At 46.2% G+C, this 21,356-nt stretch carries 14 protein-coding genes; all 14 read right to left on the reverse strand.

The window, feature by feature from the left end; all coding sequences use genetic code 11:
* Positions 1-424: 424 nt before the first annotated feature.
* Complete coding sequence (locus AS034_RS00360; RefSeq protein ID WP_058297026.1) at positions 425-1,786, reverse strand: SLC13 family permease; 1,362 nt, start codon at positions 1,784-1,786, stop codon at positions 425-427.
* 76 nt (positions 1,787-1,862) lie between these two features.
* On the reverse strand, positions 1,863-3,377 hold the full coding sequence (gene tcuA, locus AS034_RS00365; RefSeq protein ID WP_058297027.1) for an FAD-dependent tricarballylate dehydrogenase TcuA: 1,515 nt from the start codon (positions 3,375-3,377) through the stop codon (positions 1,863-1,865).
* Positions 3,378-3,392: 15 nt separating this feature from the next.
* The gene (locus tag AS034_RS00370) at positions 3,393-4,907 is read right to left on the reverse strand and encodes a tripartite tricarboxylate transporter permease (RefSeq protein WP_058297028.1); all 1,515 of its coding nucleotides are present in this window, start codon (positions 4,905-4,907) and stop codon (positions 3,393-3,395) included.
* Positions 4,908-4,919: 12 nt separating this feature from the next.
* Positions 4,920-5,366 (reverse strand): tripartite tricarboxylate transporter TctB family protein, encoded by a 447-nt coding sequence (locus AS034_RS00375; protein ID WP_058297029.1) that lies wholly within the window; start codon positions 5,364-5,366, stop codon positions 4,920-4,922.
* A 69-nt stretch (positions 5,367-5,435) separates the two neighbouring features.
* Positions 5,436-6,413, reverse strand: a complete 978-nt coding sequence (locus AS034_RS00380; RefSeq protein WP_058298044.1) for a tripartite tricarboxylate transporter substrate binding protein — start codon at positions 6,411-6,413, stop codon at positions 5,436-5,438.
* 252 nt (positions 6,414-6,665) lie between these two features.
* Positions 6,666-7,361, reverse strand: coding sequence for a response regulator (locus tag AS034_RS00385; protein ID WP_058297030.1), 696 nt, complete (start codon positions 7,359-7,361; stop codon positions 6,666-6,668).
* Between the two features lie 2 nt (positions 7,362-7,363).
* On the reverse strand, positions 7,364-8,962 hold the full coding sequence (locus tag AS034_RS00390) for a sensor histidine kinase (protein ID WP_058297031.1): 1,599 nt from the start codon (positions 8,960-8,962) through the stop codon (positions 7,364-7,366).
* A gap of 128 nt (positions 8,963-9,090) precedes the next feature.
* Positions 9,091-9,639 (reverse strand): DUF3231 family protein, encoded by a 549-nt coding sequence (locus AS034_RS00395; protein WP_058297032.1) that lies wholly within the window; start codon positions 9,637-9,639, stop codon positions 9,091-9,093.
* A 119-nt stretch (positions 9,640-9,758) separates the two neighbouring features.
* Complete coding sequence (locus AS034_RS00400) at positions 9,759-11,063, reverse strand: DUF4179 domain-containing protein (RefSeq protein ID WP_058297033.1); 1,305 nt, start codon at positions 11,061-11,063, stop codon at positions 9,759-9,761.
* Entirely contained in the window at positions 11,056-11,583 is a 528-nt protein-coding gene (locus AS034_RS00405) for a sigma-70 family RNA polymerase sigma factor (RefSeq protein ID WP_058297034.1), read from the reverse strand. Before AS034_RS00405 ends, AS034_RS00400 begins: the two co-directional genes overlap by 8 nt.
* 490 nt (positions 11,584-12,073) lie before the next feature.
* Positions 12,074-12,802: a DUF2161 domain-containing phosphodiesterase gene (locus AS034_RS00410; protein ID WP_058297035.1), complete on the reverse strand. Its 729-nt coding sequence runs from the start codon at positions 12,800-12,802 to the stop codon at positions 12,074-12,076.
* A 586-nt stretch (positions 12,803-13,388) separates the two neighbouring features.
* A complete protein-coding gene (nagE, locus tag AS034_RS00415; RefSeq protein ID WP_058297036.1) occupies positions 13,389-14,834 on the reverse strand; it encodes an N-acetylglucosamine-specific PTS transporter subunit IIBC in 1,446 nt (481 codons plus the stop codon).
* Positions 14,835-15,173: 339 nt separating this feature from the next.
* Positions 15,174-16,661 carry a glutamate synthase subunit beta gene (locus tag AS034_RS00420; protein WP_058297037.1) on the reverse strand — a complete coding sequence of 496 codons (1,488 nt, stop codon included), beginning with the start codon at positions 16,659-16,661 and terminating at the stop codon, positions 15,174-15,176.
* Positions 16,662-16,679: 18 nt separating this feature from the next.
* Positions 16,680-21,266 carry a glutamate synthase large subunit gene (gene gltB, locus AS034_RS00425; protein ID WP_058297038.1) on the reverse strand — a complete coding sequence of 1,529 codons (4,587 nt, stop codon included), beginning with the start codon at positions 21,264-21,266 and terminating at the stop codon, positions 16,680-16,682.
* Between the last annotated feature and the right edge of the window lie 90 nt (positions 21,267-21,356).

Genomic DNA, 21,356 nt, shown 5'->3' on the forward strand with positions numbered 1-21,356 from the left:
CTTTTTAGGTGGTGATGATGAACATGGACAGATATTTTAGAATGATTCTTATTAGCTCATAAAATGTGAAAATGGATCATATATTTCTGAAATGGATCATATTTCCGGAAAACGGATCATATATTTTCAGAATGGATCATATTTCCGGAAAATGGATCATATATTTTCAGAATGGATCATAAATCCTGAAAACGGATCATAAACACCCCACACCGTATCACTTCACCGCCTCAATCAATAGATAACTCTCCCCTCTCCCGCCTTTACAGCCCTCTTTTCACATTTCCACACAGAAATCCCCTTTAGTTTCATCAAAATATTGAAAAACCGTACACGAATTCAAAATAAAAACACTTCTAATGATCGTTCTGATTTTCATTAGACCAGGCATTCCCTCCCCCTCCCTTGCAAAAAAGAAATTCCCTTACCAGTAAAAGAACACCGAGCAGATAATGACGGCTATCCAGGCGGCGGATGACCAAAATCCTGCCCGCATTAAATCCTTGTCAGTAAAATAACCGTACGAGTAGCTGATCAGATGGACCGGGGACTGGGTGACAAGAAAGAAGCCCGGGACGCATGCCAGAAACACGGGCATGGCAATTTGCATGGGTGATAAATCCGGGATTGTATGTCCAATCGTAATGCTGAGGGGGAGCATGATGGTCAAAAACCCCAGGATATTGACAAAGACGATACGAATGATACTGGTGCATAAAATGAGAAGGAGAATGATCATCCAGGATTGGCGGCCTGTCAGCAGTGAGTCCAAACCTTCTGCCATCCATTCAATCGTGCCTGTATGGATCAGCATCCCGGATACCATTAAAGTAGAGGCGAAAAAGAGCATCAGATCCCAATCAATCGATTCCCTTGCTTCTTCCCATTTCCATACTCCTGCAAAAGGGATCAAGGTTATACATGCGCCCAGCAGGCCGACCTGAGGAATGGAATAACCATGCAGAGGCTGTGCAATCCACAGGATCAAGGTTCCACCGATTATACACATGATCTTTTTTTCGTTGATGCTCACGGGCCCAAGCTCACTGATTCTTTCTTCGATCAATGCTAATAACAGCTTTCGGTCAATCTTCTCAGGAGGAAAAATCAGTAAGAATATCCCCCACAGTATCACGATAAAAAGCAGCACCGGTATTCCAAAAGTCAGGAACCATTTTATATAATTCAAATCGCTCGAAACATCGCTCAGGATCCCGAAAGCGTAGATAGTGGAACTTGCCCCCGTCGCAACAAACGCCCCTGAAATGGCAGCAAGATAGGCAACCCCGATAAACAGTGACTTGCCCAAATAATGGACATCCCCTAATTTGCGCAGACTTTTCAGCAGGCTGTCCAGTACAGATGATAACAGGCTGCCTTTCCCTACATTCGACGGTATCAGGACAGACAGGACGATCATGAGCAAAAACGAGATGAAGATCAATGCTTTGCCCGATCCTCCAGACATCTTTAACATAAAGAGCGATACCCTGCTTGCCAGACCCGTTTTGATGAATGCAGCTGAGATAATGAATGTTGAAAACAAGAGCCAAACGATACCCGAACTGAAATAACTCAATGTCTGTTCATAACTGAAAAAATGAAACGAAATCAGCAGTATGAGCAGCAGCGAGCTGAACGCAAGCGGAAAGACTTTGCCGATCCAGAGGATTTGAATGATGATGAGTGCAGCGATAGCCTTCCATGTTTCATCCCAGTCAAAAAAAGGGAGAAAAAATAAAACATATAATAGGAACGTGATAACCAGTAACAGTTGTTTTTTCATGACGATTACTCCCATCTTTCATTCAAAGGAAAAAGCCACCGGCAATGGGGTGACTTTTTCCTTTTATCAATCGGTATCAGTGAATGATCGTAGAATCCCGCTTATTACCGAGGGCATACCGGGCAGCCGAAGAGCCGGCTGTTTTCCCATAAACTGCCCCAGACATCAACCCGGATCCCCCAGGGTAATTGTGATAAAAAATCCCGCCGACCATTTCTCCTGCAGCGAACAGGCCGGATAATGGTTCATCATCCGTCTTTAACACTTCTCCTGATGGATTGACACGCAGCCCGCCGAAAGAAAATGTAATCCCGCACGTAACCGGGAAAGCATAGAATGGACCCTTCTCGACCTTCAACGCCCAGTTCGTCTTTTCAGGCGTCAGCCCCGCTGTTTTCTTGCCGTCTTTTTCCGTAGGATTGTACTCCCCGTCTTGAACGGCTGCATTATACTCCTCAATCGTCTGCAGGAATTGCTCCTTGTTAACGGAAAGCTGATTAACAAGCTCCTCCAGGGTTTCACCCTTATAGCAGGTCGCTTCCTCAAGATCATATTCCTTCCTCAGCAGCGGCCGGACTTGAGAGTCGTAAATCTGATAGGCGACGTGACCCGGCTGTTTTAAGATTTCCCTTCCGTACTTGGCGTACGTGTAATTCCGAAAGTCCGCTCCTTCATCTACAAATCGTTTTCCATCTTTATTCAACATGATGCTGAGGGGATAGGAATGTTTCTTGAAGATGTCACCGGGTTTTTTAAAGTCACCGACTTTTGGTGCATGATAGTCCGTGCCGATTGAATGACAGCCGGAGTATTCACCAAATTTCTCCGCTCCTGCAGCAACCGCCATTGTTATTCCGTCGCCGGTGTTATATTCGGTTCCGCGGACAATTGCCGCTTCCCATTCTTCCCCGATATGTTTTTTCCGAAGCTTCTTGTCTGCTTCAAAACTTCCGCAGGCGAGAATGACCCCTGAGGATTCAACGTTGATCCGCTCTTCACCCTTCTGTACAACCACACCGCTTATCTTTCCGCCTTCTTTTACAAGTTCCACTGCAGCAGCCTCATACCAAATATCGATCCCCAGTTCACCTGCACGTGAAAAAAGCTGCTTCATCAAACCGATTCCTTTGTTTTCCGTCTTGACAGGAAGACCGCCCCAGAAATGACGCTTGCCATCCTTTTCATATGATTGATTATCATAATTGAGTTCAAATTTCACTCCATGCCCCTTCATCCAAACGAGCGTTTCAAACGATCGGTCCACCAGTTGTCTGGCAAGCTCCGGCTGGCTCTTTCCCTCTGTTACGCGCATGATATCATCATAATAATCTTCCTCATTGTAATCGGGCATGACGATTGAATCTGCCTCTTCATCAGAGAGATCCGTCACAACCTTTCGGATATCGGCGAAATCATGATAGGCCACTCTGATCGCCCCATCGGTGAAAAATGAATTTCCGCCTTTCTTATGTTCAGGACCTTTTTCGAGGACCAGTACCTCCGCCCCTTCTTCGCAGGCTGAAATGGCCGCACACAAGGCCGCGTTCCCCGCTCCGACAACAACTACATCATACGATTTAACCTTTGACATCGATTTGCCTCCTCATTACATGTCTTTTGTGATTGGGTCGACAGGATTCTTCCCTTTCTTTTTAAACACTTTGATCAGCAATGGATAGAACAGTGATAACAGCGTCAATACAGCTAATCCGATGGCAATCGGCGTGTCAAAAAAGATACCGAGGCTGCCATTTGACGAAAGCACTGCCATCCTGAAGTTCTGTTCCATATCTGTTCCGACAATCAAAGCCAGAACCAGCGGGGCAATCGGGAAATCCATGACCTTCAAAAATAAACCGAATACTCCGAAAATTAACAGCAGGAAGAAATCCACTGCACTGTAACTGAGCGTGTAGGTTCCGATAAAAGCAAGGATCACAATGACCGGATACAACACTTTTGCAGGTGTATCCAAAATCTTCACTAACAGCCCGACAAGTAAAATATTAATAATCACAAGTGCTATATTCCCGATGAACATACTATTGATCAGTGTCCAAACCGTATTGGGATCATTTTCAAACAAAAGAGGTCCCGGCTTCATACCCAGCATGACAAGTGCTCCGAGCATGACAGCGGTGGTGCCCGAGCCCGGTATCCCCATCGTCAATAACGGGATCATCGCACCGACAGAAGCCGCATTATTGGCAGATTCAGGAGCTGCAAGCCCTTCTACTGCACCTTTCCCGAATGCTTCAGGTTTTTTGGAGATTTGCTTCTCTGTCGAGTAACTGATCATCGATGCGATCGATCCCCCGGCTCCCGGAAGGACACCGATTACAAATCCCAGCGGACCGCTTCTGAGAATCGGCCACAGTGAGCGTTTCCACTGCTTTTTCGTAAACCAGATCTTCCCGACTTTCTTTTTCTCTCTTTTCTCCTGATCGATCGTCAAATAATTGTAAAGGACTTCCCCTACTGCATATACGCCGATGATCACGATTAGAAAATCGATCCCTTCACTTAAATGTGAACTCCCGAAAGTGAAGCGATAGACTCCGCTTTGTGTATCAATGCCCACCGTACTTAGCATCAGCCCAAGAAACATGGCGATGAACCCCTTCACCATTTTTCCTACTGACAGGGCAACAATCGCCGAAAGAGTCAGCAGCATTAATAAAAAGTATTCAGCCGGGCCGAATTTCAATGCAAAGCTTGCAAGCGGCTCGGCAAGGAAGATAAACCCGATGACGGCCATCATTCCCCCGATGAAAGAGGCGACTGCCGATATGGCCATGGCCTGTCCTGCCTGACCCTTCTGAGCCATTGGATAACCGTCGAAAGTTGCGGCAATCGCAGAACCGTCACCCGGCGTATTTAATAGAATCGAACTCCTTGATCCTCCGTACATCGCCCCGTAATAGATGGCAGCCATCAGGATGATTGCACTGACGGGCTCCATGCCAAATGTAATCGGGATCAATACGGCTACGGCTGTTGCCGGTCCCAGGCCGGGGAGCATCCCGACGATCGTTCCAAGAAATCCTCCGATGACAACCCACATAATATTTATTGGTTCCAACGCAGTGGTTAACCCCTGCATAAAATTGCTAAAATCCATCTAGTGCACCTCCTATGGAAGACTGACTCCTAATAAAATGCTGAATGCATACCATGATAGAAAAGAAAAGCTGATAGCCACTATCACATTAACAACATATTTTTTACCGTTGACCGTAAATAACAAAGCACCCAAAAATAAAATAGTAGAAAATAAGAACCCGATCCGTTCAAATATGAACGCATAAACAGCTCCGTATAAAACAGTCAGGGCAATCAATTTCGGTGTTCTCCCTTTCAGCAGAAGTTTGATATCTTCATTATGAACATCAAGATTCTTCCACTCTTGAAATAAGTAAACCACGCTAAATACCAGCATGAATACACTTAATCCGACCGGAAAATAGAGCGGCCCGTTTGGATTCCCGAGATTGGCCTTTGGCAAATTGATGGATGCTATTAAAAAAAAGAAGCTTAATAGAATTAAAAAAATGGGCATCCCGAGTTTGATTGCTCTCATGCATTTCAACCTCCTCTATGACAGTAGACCGGCGGGAGACTCTCATCAGTCTCCCACCCGTCCGTCAGATTAATTTTTCAGCCCGGAACTTTCCACAAGGTCTGAATATAATTTTTCCTGCTCCTTCATGAATTCCTTTGTTTCTTTGCTGTCTTTGTAAAAATCATCCCAGTCATTGTTTTCAAGCATCTTCTTCCATTCATCCGTTTTGACCATTTCACCGATTTTTTCATCCCAATAAGCGATTTCTTCTTCAGTCATATCCCCAGGGCCCATGATGCCTCTCCAGTGAGGGAAGACCATGTCCACTCCTTCTTCCGTCCAGGTTGGAACTTCATCCAGTCCTTCCAGCCTTTCTTCAGAAGATACCGCAAGGATCTTCAGCTTCCCTGCCAAGTGCTGCTCTTTCACTTCTGAAAGGGATGTCGTCACTGCATCAACATGTCCTCCGAGCAGCGCCGTCACGACGTCGCCGCCACCTTCATAGACAAGAAAGTCGAGTTTAGTGGGATCGATTCCCTTCTCGCTTGCTGCCTGTACAATTGACAGGTGGTCATCGTTCCCGAGTCCCGGACCTACTCCGATTTTGAGAGACTTTGGATCTTTCTTCATCTGATCCAGCAGTTCAGAAGCGGTTTCATATTTTGAATCAACCGGAACCGCGAGTGCCTGCCATTCTGTTGCCAATGTGGCAATCGGAGTGAATTGTTCATGTGATAGATCGCTTTGTCCCAATAATTTATTTGTCAGTACCAGACTTGAATTGATTGCAAGATGGTGGGCATCCTTCTTCTCGAGATATTTCCATCCCGCTTCTCCGCCTCCGCCCGGTTTATTGATGACATTGATGTTTTTATCCACAATGTCGTTGTCACGCAAAACCTTCTGGACAGAACGCGCCGTTAAATCCCAGCCTCCGCCCGGAGAAGCCGGTGCGATGATTTCGATATTCTTCGACGGAAATTCCTTGTCACCCGAAGCAGAGCTTGAACAAGCTGTCATCAATGCCATTACACAAATAATCAATACGAAGCCAAACCTTTTCATATTTTTCTGCACCCCTTTTATCTTGTTTGTACTCACCAGAAACATCCCCTGTCAAAAAGGTGAAATACGTTAATCTAATCCTAGTTGCCGAACGAGTCTATGTAAACGTTTCCAAAATATTATGTTTTAAAAAACTTATGGGGATTTTGTTCATTTTGTTCACCGGTTTCTTCAGCTTTAAATAAAGAAGTCTGCCACCTAGGTTAAAGTGATCACTTTAGCCGTGGTGGCAGACACTATTTTTCCCGGGAACTATTTCATTGCATTCTCACTTCCGATTCGGTATCTTCTTTCGGGACGCCCGACTATCCCGTAGACATGCTCGACCGTGGCATCCTTTATCCCAACCAGATATTCGAGATATCTCCTGGCGGTGGTCCGGGACGCCCCCATTTTTTCGCCGACTCTTTCAGAGGTGATCCCTTCTTTTTCCTCTTGCAGGATCGCTGTCACTTTATGAAGAGTCAAGTAATCGATGCCCGGCGGAAGATCGTACCTTTTTTCGGCAGCTTTCTTTTTTTCCCTGCCAAAAAATTGATCCAGGACCTGTTGATTGACCTCTTCGGCAGAATCAAGCGCCGCTTTTTTCTGAAGATAGGACGTGATTGCTTCATGGAATTTCTCCAATGTTACCGGTTTGATCAAGTAGTGTTCGACACCATAACGAAGTGCCTTTTCTAAAAAGGCTTTATCTTTTGCAGCCGTGATCATAATGATATCTACGCAGGGATACTCGGATCGGATATTATGCAATAATTCAGTGCCAAGCTGATCAGGCATGTATACATCAAGTAATAGCAGGTCAACATGATGTTCATCAAGAATAGTCAATGTATCTTTCGCATTCATCGCTTTGCCGACTAATGTCAGCTGCTCATTTTTCGCCAAAAATTCTTCATGTATCTGTGCAATCCGAAAGTCATCTTCGGCAATGACAACTTTAATCATACCTATTCCCCTTTTGTGTGTGATTTCGGCAGGATGACAGTGAAAACCGTCCCTTTATCCTTTTTGGAATCCCATTCGATTGTCCCTCCCAGCTGAGACAGTTCTTCCTCGACGTTGGCTAGTCCATAACCGCGGTGGTCGCCTTTTGATGAGATTCCTTTCAGCAGGATACGTGCCTCTTCTTCTTCAGATATCCCTTTTCCGTTATCTGCAATTTCAAAGATGATATCGCTGCCAATGTCGGTAACGAAAAAAGAAACAACTTTGATCTTTTGGTCCATCACCGCTTCGAATGCATTATCAATCAAGTTACCCAATATGACGATAAGGGGTGAAAGACCGATGAATCCAGGGAGCGGGGAAAGTGAACTTTCACCGTCGATTTGGAAATCAATTTTCTTTTCTGATGCTTTTGCTATCTTCCCTAATAGAATGGCTTGAACTTTCTCATCCAGGATACTTTGAAAAAATATTGTCGAATGATACTCCTGGAGATCCGATTCCTCTGTGAGGAAGGCAATGGCTTTATCATATTTGTGCAGCTGAAGCAGCCCCAGAAGGACATGGAGTTTGTTTTTGAATTCGTGCGTTTGAGCCCTTAAATCCTGCGAATATTGCTGTACTTCCGAAAGGGCATCGACCATTTGTTTAATTTCTGTCCGGTCCCTGAAGCTGAACACAGTGCCTGCCTTTTGGTTATTTTCAATGATAGGCTGGGCATTTACAATCATCGTTTTTTTCTTATATTGAAGTTCGATGTTGGAAATATGCAAAGAAGAAGCCAGCATTTCGGACATCGTTTGAGAAGAAATGACATCGGTCACGAATTTGCCCTCAATCTTTTCATCAATGTCCAGTAATTCTCGGGCGGATTGATTCATCATCGTAATCACACCTTGTGTGTCGATGGCTAAAATCCCTTCCCTTACAGATTCCAGAACCGCATTTCTTTCTCTGAAGAGCGCACTGATCTGATAGGGTTCGAGACCGAGTGTATCCCTTCGGATACTTCTGGCCAAAAATAGACTGCCAAACACCCCGAGGATCAGCACTCCCCCTGAAAGAGCAAGCATGGTTCGGATTTCATACGCGATCTTATTCCTTATGGTTTTCATATCAAACTCCACCGTTACGGTGCCTTCGACTTTTTTGTAATTGTCGTACCTGATCATAACCGGGACAATCCCCTTTAACACTTCTTCGTCGCCGTCCCCGGTATGGATTAGATTATTACTTCCGAATACCAGTGCCCGATAACGGTCGGCGGGATCACCATTCCCAATCGATTGTCCGACAAAACTAAATATCTGTCCGTCCCTGTTTTCAATGAGGACAGCAGAAGCATCCACCTGGTCACGGATCTGTTCCGTGACCGCACTTAAATCCCCTACAGGCTCCTCATTCTTAAAAGAATCCTGAATCACCGGCATATAAGAAAGTGTCTTGGCCGTCTGCATCGCGAGATCTTCCGCCTGCTCAACGTCTTCCTCTGATTCCCGGTATGCAAACATCCATGTAAGCAGTCCTATCACGATCAACAGAAGCGAAATGACCAAGCCCAATATTTTAATTTGAAGCGGGACCCTAAGAAGTCTATTCATCCAAATACCCCTGATTATACTGAATTTTCTATTATATTAATATATCATACTCCTCGCAGGGTGAGGAACTTAAAAAACCTTTAGAACAGAAAAGAAACCTTTCCCAAGGTAAGAGAAAGGTTTCACTATCATTGGATCGGAGCCCCCGGCGGGATATATGCAGGCGGAACTTTCAACCATCCGCGCTCCTTCATTTTCGTCTTCAGTTCCAAGCCCAATACGGATTTCTCCGACTGGAACCTCATCCACATCAAACCGATGTCACTCCTGATGCTTTGACTGTTATTCGTCGCACACATAACGATGTTGGTGGCAATCTTTGCAGAAATCAGATTCGCGATTTCGGAATCGGTTGCCTTCACCCCCATCGGGATACTGTCTGGGTTGGACACGGGTTTCTTCTCGGAAGTATCGGAAAGGGGGATGCCTTCTTTCAGCATGAATTCTTCAATCGTCTGCATTTGATGCAGGGCGAGTTTTTTTGTATCTTTCAGGATATGCAGCAAATCCTTGTCCGTGGTCGTGTTCAATGCTGCTTCCAGAATCGGCACTTCTTCTGCAATTGCCGTGTAATAAAGCCAGCATCCCATCGCTTCCCCGATATGAGGGCGGGGCTTGGGTTCATCATCGAACCGGGTTCTCAGGTAATCAAACATTGCTTCCAGCGTATTAGGCATGGAAAATCACCTCATTGGACTAGTTTATTATCAATTAGGATAACCTCTGGTTGGGAAATTATTCTTATAAAAAAGATACCCGCACCCGACGTTTAGTCAGCGGATACGGGTAATCGTTTTTATTGGAGCGGGATCTTGATATCCCCTTTGATCCATGATGGATAGTCCTGGAGTTCAAGCGTAATTGGTGAGAGACTGTCATTGACACTGTATGGGAACCCGAATTCTTTATCCCCTATTTTCATAAATTGATCCAATTCATGTTTCTTTCCGCTCGGGTCTTCGAAAGAATTGAAGGCAGTTATATGATTCACTTTGTCGTATGCTTTATCCCAGGAGAACAACAGTGAATGATCCTCATACTTTACCGAGGCCAATCTGCCATCTGGGGCTTCAAGAATTTTTTCTTCGGAAGGATCGACATCGACTTCTAATCGATCCTTTTCAAGGGCCCTGATTGAATTGAAGGCAACATATAATTTATCTGGTTTTTCAAAGTAATTGCTTTGCAGATAATACGTGATTTTATCGAAATCGCCGGTGGACACGATTCCATCAGCTATCTTCGACCAGGTTTCCCCTTTTTCATTCACTAGCCTCAGGTCCTCAATATTGAAAATCCTCATCGTATTCGTTGACGGAAACTCGAAGGAAACCGCTGTTCGGGTCGGCGCTACCTTTACTTCCCCAACATGAATTTTCTGATTTTCTATTACAAATGTCTTGTCGACTTCGACGGCTCTTGTTTTCCCCACCTTATCCCTGTCAATCGTAAATGGGATCCGCCATTCCCCGATCAGCTTCTCTGTCCCGTCTTCCAGGTTCAGGACAAACTCATATGCCTGTTCATTCAGCGGCTTTTCCAGCCCGATTGTTGAAGTATATAATTCATCCGAATCATTCAAACCTTCCCCGCCGACGGATGAATGTATCTTAGGAACCGACTTCCCATTTCTTGTTTGAATATCAATTTTGTATGAACGTACATCTTTCAATGACCTTCCTTTTGAGTCTAAGGAATAAAACAACACAATCTGTTCTTCATCCAGGATAAAGGAGTCCAGTGTGACGGTTATTCCATGATGTTCATCCGATCCCCCTGCCTTTTGAGCATAATTATTCTCGATGGTCGAAAGTAACCCTTTATCCATTCTTACGAGCTCAACAACCTTCTCCATACCGGGCATGCCGCTCACCAATCGGGCAAAATCATTTGAAGTACGTAGTGACCCGGCAAATACAGCAAGGATAAAAACAGCTGCTGCAGATACCATCCAAGCCCTGGCAGCCAGACTCTTTCCTGACGCTTTCTTCCCTTTTCGGAAACCGGATTGAATCGCTTCATCCAAACGGTTATGAGGGATCGTCACATCTTTTAGCTTTTGCTTCGTTTCATTCAACTTTTTTTCTTCGTGTTCATACATGGAAGTCACCCTCCTTTTCTTTCAACTGATTACGGAGTAAACGAAGTCCTTTGTGCAGCCATGTTTTCACAGTACCTTCTGGACAATCTAAAATTTGCGCAATTTCGTTGATTTTCTGATCATGGAGATACTTGAGCATGATGACATGTTGGTACGGATGCTCCAGCGAACGGATGGCGTCCTCTGTCTCAATTGAGGTACGATGTTCAGGGTCTTCAATTGACTGGATGAGCTGATCGTTATAGACTACACGTTTCTTTTTCTTTACTTCATCATGGCAATAATTCAGCAGGATCCGGATCAGCCAAGTGGTGAAGTATTCATTTTTCCTCAGCTTCTTGATCCCCTTATACGCCCGGTATGTCGTTTCTTGAATCGCCTCTACGGCATCATCTTCATTTTTTAAATATGAAATGGCCATGCGATAGAGCTGTTCTTTATGTGAGAGGATCAGCTGATACAACGCATCCTCATCGCCCTTTTTCGCTTTCTTGACCATGGTGAGATCCAGCTCACTCATCAGGAATTCCCCCTTCCCTCTATTGATTAGACATCAGAATGCCGAAAAAGTTTTGATGGATTTGAATTTTTCAGGCTTTTATTACCGCTATTGATTTCCGTGCAAGACTTCGCTTTCCGCGGGTAGCCCGTGAGCCTCCTTGGCAAGCCTGCGGGAGGGAAAAGCGGAGGGGCTTTGCTCAGAGGCGGGTGGCGTAAGGCGAATCGGCCACGAAGGCGTTCTTTGCCTTCTTGGTCGATTTGACTTATGACATGTGCCTCTAAGCCCCGCAGCTAGACAAGTCTCACATAAGCTACTCTTCCCGCAGGAGTCTACGTCTTGCACTCCAATCAAACGCTGGAACAGCTAAAAGCGCCCCTTCATACGGAGCTATAAAAAACCCGAACTAAATTGCATCTCTTAATACAATTTAGTTCGGGTTTTACTTAAACTAAAATATTTTTTTCAGCCCCATGCTTAAATCGATTGAAAAAAGGAATATCCGTCACAGCTATTCGGATTTCAAATTGCATTTCATCTTATCTTCATAATAGGTCACCAGTTCCGGATAATCTGCCATTTCTTTTTTTCCTTTTTCATTAAGCTGATAGATGCCCCTTTGGACGCGGTCGAACCATTTATAATAATTTTTCTGCAGGATGGAAGGGGTTTTATCGCCGGTCCCGATTTCTTTCAGTGCTTTCGGGGACAGCGGTCCGTATTTATCGAGGCAGCATGCGATATGGATGCAGCTTTCCTTGTAGGCAGTCATGATTTTTGTCTTGTTGCTGCCGCCGGTATTATAATCCGCGCTCCTGCCTTCGATTTCTTTTATGAGTGCGGTCCGTTTCCTTTTGCTGTAGGTCATGACTTTCTTTCGATCGAACGGCTGCGGGTGCGCCGTGAATTCAACTTTCGGCCTTTTTGTCAAGGATACGGTGATCAAGCCCAATTCCAATCGTTTTACGAGATGGCATATGTCATTCCATCTTTTCGAGCGGGTGCGCTTCGGCTTTGGGATCGCAATATAGACAAGCTCAGTCAATCGCTGGCGTTTAGCGGCCTGTATCAATAAATCGACCGTCAGGGAAAGCTTCAGCTCTACGATAATAAGTTCTTCGCCCTTCACCGCCGTCAGGTCGCAGTCGTTCACTTCCCCGTTCACTTTGTACCCGAGTTTTGTGAAATGTTTCTGTATGGGCTGATAGAGATCGGCTTCTTTTCTTTTTTTCTCTGTCATATGTAAAACCTTCTTCATGGATAATCTGTTAATTAAAGTATAGAGCATTTGGTGCGGTTTGTAAGGGGGATTTATAGATTAATAGAGGGGGTGGATGTTTGTGGATGTTCCGCCTCATTTAATAGGGATGATGCGTTGTGGTAACTCTCACCCCGCGGCATGGTTATGTTCTTAAGTGGGCGGTCTTTCAGGCGGTCCTTATTTAGAATCATTCTTATGAGATCATATAATTGGAAATAGGATCGTATTTTTTGTCGAATGGATCATAAATCTGCAATTAGGATCGTATTTTTCCAAACAGGATCATAAATCTCCAATCAGGATCGTATTCTTTCGAATTGAAGCAGAAAGCCGCGATCAGAGGACATATTTAACCTTCAAAAAAACAAAACAGACTCTCCCCTAAGGAAAAGCCTGCTTTTTTCTTCGTTTCTTGTCTCTATCACGTCAATTTCATGCAGATTTTATGCCAGAATGAACATTCCGCTTCTGCTCGGACGTTTACCAGGTACAATCAGAATCATTCAACACCCATAAACGTTAATCCACACTGAATATCAGACTCTCAATAAACCAAACCTAGAATCTATTTATTCCTCAGCTTCTCAACCTCATCCGCCACGAATTGAACGGAAGTGCCGATCACGACCTGGATGGAGTTGGTGCCTACGATATTGATTCCCGGTACTCCGGTCGCCTTAATGCGCTGCTGGTCGACTGCTTCCATGTCTTTCACTTCGACGCGGAGGCGGGTGACACAGTTGTCGACGGACGTGACATTTTCATCACCGCCGAGGCCGGCATAAATTTCGGAAGCCATGACAGAGAAACGGTCACCTTCAGTTACAGGACTGGCGATCGCACCTTCTTCAGTGTCTTCTTCACGTCCCGGTGTCATCAGATTGAATTTTGCAATCAGGAAACGGAACAGGAAGTAATAAATAAGGGCGAACACGATTCCCTGTACAAGAAGCATATATGGCATATTTGCAAGCGGAAGTCTCGAGCTAAGGACAAAGTCAACGAATCCAGCGCTGAAACCGAATCCTGCCGTCCATTGGAAGAATGACGCAATGGCAAGTGATAATCCAGTCAATACGGCATGCGCAACGTATAAAGCTGGAGCTACGAACATAAACGCGAATTCAAGCGGTTCCGTGACCCCTGTAAAGAAGGAAGCAAAACCAGCCGCCAGCATTAGGGAGGCAACCTGCTTCTTCTTGGCAGGCTTTGCCGCATGATACATGGCAAGTGCCGCCGCCGGCAAACCGAACATCATGACCGGGAAGAATCCGGCCTGGTACATTCCGGTTACACCCTTCTCGCCCTTTCCGGACCAGAAGTTCCCGATATCGTTGATTCCAGCTACATCGAACCAGAATACCGAATTCAATGCGTGGTGAAGTCCGGTCGGGATAAGCAGGCGATTGAAGAATCCATAGAGTCCTGCTCCCGTGAAGCTCAAGGCACTGATTTCCTTACCGAAAGATACAAGTGCTGTATAGATAACCGGCCATACGAACAGCATGATACCTGATACTACAAGCATCGCCACCGCCGACATGATCGGCACCAGACGCTTTCCGCTGAAGAATGCGAGTGCATCCGGCAGCTTCACATGACTGAAGCGGTTGTACATACCTGCCGCTACAAGTCCGGAAAGAATCCCTACGAATTGATTCCCGATCTTGGCGAACGCAGGATTGACACTTTCTGCATCTATCCCTTCAAGCATCGCGACTGAGTCAGGTGAAAGCAAAGTTGTAATGACAAGATAAGCGACCAATCCACTTAAGGCAGCAGATCCATCTTTAGCTTTCGCCATACCCAAGGCGACACCGACCGCAAACAATACGGCCATATTATCAATGATCGAGGAGCCGGCTTTGATCAAGAAAGCAGCAACCGGACTGTCGGCACCCCATCCTGTCGGGTCGATCCAATACCCGATCCCCATGAGGATCGCTGCTGCCGGAAGAACGGCAACCGGAAGCATCAGTGAACGCCCGATTCTTTGTAAATATTTCATCATTTTGTTTTCCCCCTATCTTGTGAGTTCTCTGTTGATTCTAAAACAATCATCTAATGGATAGTCTTGACATCACTTCCTGTCTTTCTGGATGCTGGACGTGTTGTCCGGATTTGGACAAAACTCCTCTAGTAGAAACTATTCACTCATGAACCAGTTTAGAATCATATGTAATGACGTTTGAAAACCCTTTCATCTATTTTCCCTTTAATGCACCCGGGAGAAAAGAGACTAATGGCTTAGTAGAATAGTAATAGAAAATTATGGTAAAGACAAGGTTTTTTTGTAAATACAAAACCTCCAGGGCAGATATCCCTGGAGGTGAGGTCTGTTCCTTGAAAATTATGGTAGTTCAGTCGTACCCATCAAGAATCGGTCGCATTCTCTTGCAGCCCCGCGTCCTTCATTGATTGCCCATACGATAAGGCTTTGACCGCGGCGCATGTCTCCTGCTGCGAAAACGCCGTCTACATTGGTTGTGTATTTATCATACTCTGCATCGACAGTTGTGTTGCTTTTCGTTTCGATTTCAAGCTCCTTCAACAGCCCCTGCTCAGGACCGCTGAAGCCGATTGCAAGCAGAACAAGGTCTGCCGGCCATACTTTTTCCGTGCCGGGAAGCTCTTCTCTGACACGGTTGCCATTCTCATCAATTTTCAATGATACGTTCACCGTATGCACTTCTTTGATATGGCCGTCTTCATCCCCGACGAATTTCTTCGTCATGACGGCATAGGCACGCGGATCATGACCGAATACTTCTTCCGCTTCCTTCTGTCCGTATTCCACACGATGGATGATCGGATATTGCGGCCACGGGTTCCCCACTTCATCGCGGATTGCCCCTTTTTTTGCATAGATATCGAATTGCGTCAGGCTTTTGCAGTTATGTCTGATGGAAGTTGCAATGCAGTCTGTGCCCGTGTCACCGCCTCCGATGACAATCACATTCTTCCCAGCTGCAGACAGGTATTCTCCATCAGCAAAATTGGAATCAAGCAGGCTCTTGGTGTTTGCGTGAAGGAAGTCCATTGCATAATGGACACCTTTCAAGTTTCTTCCTTCCACTTCTAAATTCCGGTGGACTGTCGCCCCTCCGCAAAGGATGACGGCATCGAACTCACTCTTTAATTCAGAAGCGGAAATATCTTTCCCCACTTCTGTATTCGTGACAAAATTAATTCCCTCTTTTTCAAGGATATCCACACGACGCTTCACGACGGAGTATGGTAGCTTCATTTCAGGAATGCCATAAGTCAGCAGACCTCCCACACGGTCATTCCGTTCGAATACCGTTACCAGGTGACCTGCTTTGTTAAGCTGTGCGGCGGCTGCCAATCCGGCAGGACCTGAACCTACCACTGCCACCCTTTTTCCTGTACGGATCTCTGGAGGCTGCGGCACGACCCATCCTTCTTCGAATCCTTTCTCGATGATGGACCTTTCCACCGTCCGGATGGCGACAGGAGGTTCATTGATGCCGAGGACGCATGCCCCTTCGCAGGGAGCCGGGCAGGCAAATCCCGTGAACTCCGGGAAGTTATTCATTTCATGTTCCCGTTTAAGTGCTTCCTTCCATTGTCCTTGATACACCAGGTCATTCCATTCTGGAATCAGATGATAAACAGGGCACCCAGTCGTGACGCCTGCAAGCTCCATCCCGGACTGACAGGTAGGAACGCCGCAGTCCATGCAGCGGGCCCCCTGCTTCCTGACCTCCTCCTCTGAAAGGGGGAGAGTATAATCATCCCAATCTTTCGTACGGTCGGCAGGTTTCCTTTCATCCAGCGTTTGTCTCTTGTATTCCATGAAACCAGTCGGTTTTCCCATCCATATCCCCCTCCTTCTTTACTTAACTGTCTCTAATTTTTTTGTACTTTCTTCAAATGCGGTCATTTCAGCATCGAATTTCTCGAGGCCGCTGTCTTCAAGTTCAGAGATCCTCTCTTTCATCTTCAGATAGGATTTCGGTATCACACGTACAAATTTGGAAACATAGGCATCCCAGTTAGCCAATATCTTCTTTCCATTTGCACTATTTGTATACTCAACATAGTTCTGGATCAGGTCGTATACTTCTTTTGTTTCTTCAGGGTCGAATAACGGCTGCAGTAGGACAAGCTCCTTGTTGCAGCGGGAACTGAATGAACCGTCTTCATCAAGGACGTAAGCGGTCCCGCCTGACATTCCTGCTGCAAAATTGCGTCCTGTACGGCCAAGAATGACGACTTTTCCGCCTGTCATGTATTCGCATCCGTGGTCCCCGACACCTTCTACCACGACGTTGGCGCCGCTGTTCCTTACACAGAAGCGCTCCCCGGCAATTCCGTAGATATAAGCTTCACCGGCAGATGCACCGTAGAATGATACATTTCCGATTATCGTGTTGCGTTCAGGGATAAAAGTTGATGTCGGATCAGGATGAACAATGATTTTACCGCCGGATAATCCTTTTCCGACGAAGTCATTCGCATCCCCTACAAGCCTCAGGCTCAATCCTTTTGGAATATATGCACCGAAACTCTGTCCTGCAGAGCCAGTAAATTTCAGGCGGATGGTGTCTTCAGGCAGACCTTCTGCACCGTAGCGCTTCGTTATTTCACTTCCAAGCATCGTACCCGTCACCCGGTTGATGTTCCGAATGGCGGTCGAGACTTCAACCGGTTCTTTATTTTCAATCGCTTTCCGGCAACGCGGAATCAGCTCTTGATAATCAAATGTCTTTTCAAGTTCATGATCTTGTTTTCTGACAGCATATCTGCTGACCTTCTCAGGCACATCCGGCTGATGCAGGAGCGCCGACAGATCGAGTCCCTTTGCTTTCCAGTGGTCGATCGCTTCATTGGCTTGGAGCACATCGGTCCTTCCGATCATTTCGTTGATCGTTCTGAAACCAAGCTGCGCCATCAGCTCTCTCGCTTCCTGTGCGACGAATCGCATGAAGTTTGCCACATGCTCCGGGTCACCCATATATTTCTTGCGGAGCTCCGGATCCTGAGTCGCAATTCCGACAGGACATGTATTCATATGGCACACACGCATCATGACGCAGCCAAGGACAACAAGCGGTGCAGTGGAGAAGCCGAATTCTTCAGCTCCCAATAGGGAAGCCACGACCACATCACGTCCGGTCATCATTTTTCCGTCGGTTTCAACGACAATCCGGTCACGCAGGCGGTTCAGAAGAAGGGTCTGGTGCGCTTCGGCAAGACCAATTTCCCAAGGGAGTCCTGTATGCTTCAAGCTCGTTCTTGGAGCGGCGCCCGTTCCACCGTCATATCCTGAAATCAATACAACATCGGCACGGCCTTTTGCCACACCTGCAGCAATCGTTCCGACACCCACGGCCGATACCAGTTTCACGCTTATCCGTGCCTGCGGGTTCGCATTTTTCAAGTTATGGATCAGTTCGGCAAGATCCTCGATTGAATAGATATCATGGTGAGGGGGAGGGGAAATAAGCTCGACACCCGGCGTCGATCCGCGCACTTCCGCGACCCATGGATATACTTTCTTGCCTGGCAGGTGTCCGCCTTCACCAGGCTTCGCTCCCTGTGCCACCTTGATTTGAATTTCATCGGCGTTGACAAGATAATGACTTGTCACACCGAAACGCCCTGAAGCCACCTGCTTGATGGAGCTTCGTCTGAGGTCGCCATTTTCATCCCGTGTGAAACGGTTTGGATGCTCGCCGCCTTCTCCAGAATTGCTTCGTCCGCCGATGCGGTTCATTGCGATTGCAAGGGCCTCATGGGCTTCCTGGCTGATCGAACCGAATGACATCGCACCGGTCTTGAATCTCCTGCAGATCTCTTCCACCGATTCTACTTCATCGATCGGGACCGGCTGTCTTTTCTTAAAGGAAAGAAGGCCGCGCAGTGACTGGAGGTTCTGCTTCTCATCCGTCAGCATAGTGGAATATTTCTTGAACGTTTCATAATTGTTCGTTCTGCAAGCATGCTGCAGTGTATGAATCGTACTTGGATTATACTGGTGATCTTCCCCATTTTTGCGGTATTGGAATTCATCACCGGACTCCAGCGTACGGTTGTAGTCTTTTCTCTCCACAAATGCCTTGCGGTGTCTCATCAGTACTTCTTTTTCAATGATGTCGAGTTTAATTCCGCCTAATCTTGAAGCAGTCCTCGTGAAATACTTATCGATTACTTCCTTATGGATGCCGATTGCTTCAAATATCTGGGCACCGCGGTAACTCTGGATGGTGGAGATGCCCATTTTAGAGAGCACCTTCATGACGCCGTCCGTTGCCGCCTTCACATAAGTTTTGACTGCTTCCCGGTAGGTCCTTTGCTGCAGCTCCCCTTTATTGACAAGGTCGCGCAGTGATTCATATGCAAGATAAGGAGTTATGGCTTCCGCACCGTAACCGAGTAGTGTGGCAAAATGATGGACCTCACGCGGCTCACCGGATTCAACCAGCAGACTGACCTTGGTCCTTGAACGCTGACGGATCAGGTGCTGGTGCAGACCCGATACGGCAAGCAGAGCCGGAATGGCGGCACGCTCTTTTGACACCCCTCTGTCGGATAAGATCAAAAGGGTAGCTCCTTCTTTGATTGCAAGGTCGGCTCTGGCAAATAGTTTATCGAGGGCACCTTCAAGCTGGTCCTCTTCCTCTGTTACGTTGAACAAAGTCGATAGCGTGACAGCCTTGAAGCCTTCTTCATTCTGGTAGCGCAGTCTTTCAAGTTCTTCTTGTGTAAGGACAGGCGTGTCCAGACGGATATGCCTGCAGCTTTCAGGACCTGGATCGACAAGGTTCCCTTCCGCTCCGATCGTTGTTCCGACAGATGTGACGATCTGTTCCCGTATCGCATCGATCGGCGGATTGGTTACCTGTGCAAACAGCTGCTTGAAATAGTTATAAAGAAGCTGCGGCTTTTTCGACAGGACGGCAAGAGGGGAATCGTACCCCATCGAACCGACCGGGTCTTTCCCGTCCGTTACCATCGGTTTGATGATTTTATTGATTTCTTCTGTTGTATAACCGAATGCCTGCTGCTGAGCAAGCACTTCTTCAGATGTGAAGATTTCAGAACCATACGGCGCTTCAGGCAGGTCTTTCAGCTCTTTTTTATAATTGTTCAGCCAGTGTCTGTAAGGCTGTTCATTTGCTACTCTGAGCTTGATTTCCTCATCTGGGATCATTCTTCCTTTTTCCAGATCGACGAGAAGCATCTTTCCAGGTTGAAGACGATCTTTATAGACGATGTCGTCGGCGAAAATGTCGAGTGCACCAACTTCAGATCCAAGGACAATCATGCCATTTTTCGTGACATAATATCTTGCAGGTCTCAGGCCGTTACGATCGAGGCACGCCCCGATTTGTTTACCGTCTGTAAACACAAGTGCAGCAGGGCCGTCCCACGGCTCCATCAGGCAGCTGTGATATTCGTAGAAATCCTTTTTCTTTGGATGGATCGTATCATCATTTTCCCAAGGCTCCGGTACCATCATCATCGCTGTATGGGCAAGTGATCTACCAGACAGGTGAAGGAACTCAAATGCATTATCGAACATGGATGAGTCACTGCCCGTCTCATCGATGACCGGAAGGATCTTCTCCAGATCTTCTTCACTGAAAGCAGAAGAATGGCACAGCTGCTCACGTGCTCTCATCCAGTTGACGTTCCCTCTTAATGTATTAAATTCTCCATTATGAATGGTATATCGGTTAGGGTGTGATCGCTGCCAGCTTGGAAATGTATTCGTACTGAAGCGGGAATGCACCAGGGCCAGTGCGGATTGGAACTCGGGATGATTGAGGTCGATGTAAAAGGAATCCAGCTGTTCGGGGATGAGCATCCCTTTGTATACAATCGTTGTGGAAGATAAGCTGCACAAGTATACATCTCTTAATTCCTCAATCTGCGATGTTTCCTTCTCGATTCGTTTTCGGATGACGTATAGTTTTCTTTCAAAATCCATCCGTGTCTTCATGTCATGGGAAGCACCGATGAACACCTGCCGGATGAACGGCTTTGACTTTGAAGCTACTTTACCAACGAAGGAATCATTGATTGGTACAGGTCTCCATCCGAGTGTCGTCTGTCCTTCTTCCTCGATGATTCGTTCGAATAATTCTTTACTCTGCATTCTTGAATCATACTCTTCAGGGAGGAAAACCATCCCTACTCCGTATTCGCCTTCACCCGGTAAATGGATATCTTCTTTTTCACATTGTTTTTTGAAGAATCTGTGTGGGATCTGGGTGAGGATACCTGCTCCGTCACCGGTACTGGTATCGGCGGATTGCCCGCCGCGGTGTTCTAGGTTACAAAGGATATTGATGGCGTTCTGCACGATATTATGAGATTTCCTGCCATCTATATTGGCAATCATCCCAATACCGCATGCTTCATGTTCATGCGCCGGATCATACAACCCCTGCGCTGAAGGAAGATTATTTTTCATTCACAACGTCCCCCTCTTCTTGATTACTATTATTGAAAGATAATATTATCTTTTAATCGAATTTTCTTAATTTTTGTTAGTATATCATGA

The organism is [Bacillus] enclensis, assembly GCF_001456935.1.
Taxonomy (GTDB): domain Bacteria; phylum Bacillota; class Bacilli; order Bacillales; family Bacillaceae_B; genus Rossellomorea; species Rossellomorea enclensis.

Excerpts from the sequence above, each read along its gene's own strand:
- AS034_RS00360 (WP_058297026.1), bottom strand. The coding sequence starts at position 1,786 with ATGAAAAAACAACTGTTACTGGTTATCACGTTCCTATTATATGTTTTA.
- tcuA (WP_058297027.1), bottom strand. The coding sequence starts at position 3,377 with ATGTCAAAGGTTAAATCGTATGATGTAGTTGTTGTCGGAGCGGGGAAC.
- AS034_RS00370 (WP_058297028.1), bottom strand. The coding sequence starts at position 4,907 with ATGGATTTTAGCAATTTTATGCAGGGGTTAACCACTGCGTTGGAACCA.
- AS034_RS00375 (WP_058297029.1), bottom strand. The coding sequence starts at position 5,366 with ATGAGAGCAATCAAACTCGGGATGCCCATTTTTTTAATTCTATTAAGC.
- AS034_RS00380 (WP_058298044.1), bottom strand. The coding sequence starts at position 6,413 with ATGAAAAGGTTTGGCTTCGTATTGATTATTTGTGTAATGGCATTGATG.
- AS034_RS00385 (WP_058297030.1), bottom strand. The coding sequence starts at position 7,361 with ATGATTAAAGTTGTCATTGCCGAAGATGACTTTCGGATTGCACAGATA.
- AS034_RS00390 (WP_058297031.1), bottom strand. The coding sequence starts at position 8,962 with ATGAATAGACTTCTTAGGGTCCCGCTTCAAATTAAAATATTGGGCTTG.
- AS034_RS00395 (WP_058297032.1), bottom strand. The coding sequence starts at position 9,639 with ATGCCTAATACGCTGGAAGCAATGTTTGATTACCTGAGAACCCGGTTC.
- AS034_RS00400 (WP_058297033.1), bottom strand. The coding sequence starts at position 11,063 with ATGTATGAACACGAAGAAAAAAAGTTGAATGAAACGAAGCAAAAGCTA.
- AS034_RS00405 (WP_058297034.1), bottom strand. The coding sequence starts at position 11,583 with ATGAGTGAGCTGGATCTCACCATGGTCAAGAAAGCGAAAAAGGGCGAT.
- AS034_RS00410 (WP_058297035.1), bottom strand. The coding sequence starts at position 12,802 with ATGACAGAGAAAAAAAGAAAAGAAGCCGATCTCTATCAGCCCATACAG.
- nagE (WP_058297036.1), bottom strand. The coding sequence starts at position 14,834 with ATGATGAAATATTTACAAAGAATCGGGCGTTCACTGATGCTTCCGGTT.
- AS034_RS00420 (WP_058297037.1), bottom strand. The coding sequence starts at position 16,661 with ATGGGAAAACCGACTGGTTTCATGGAATACAAGAGACAAACGCTGGAT.
- gltB (WP_058297038.1), bottom strand. The coding sequence starts at position 21,266 with ATGAAAAATAATCTTCCTTCAGCGCAGGGGTTGTATGATCCGGCGCAT.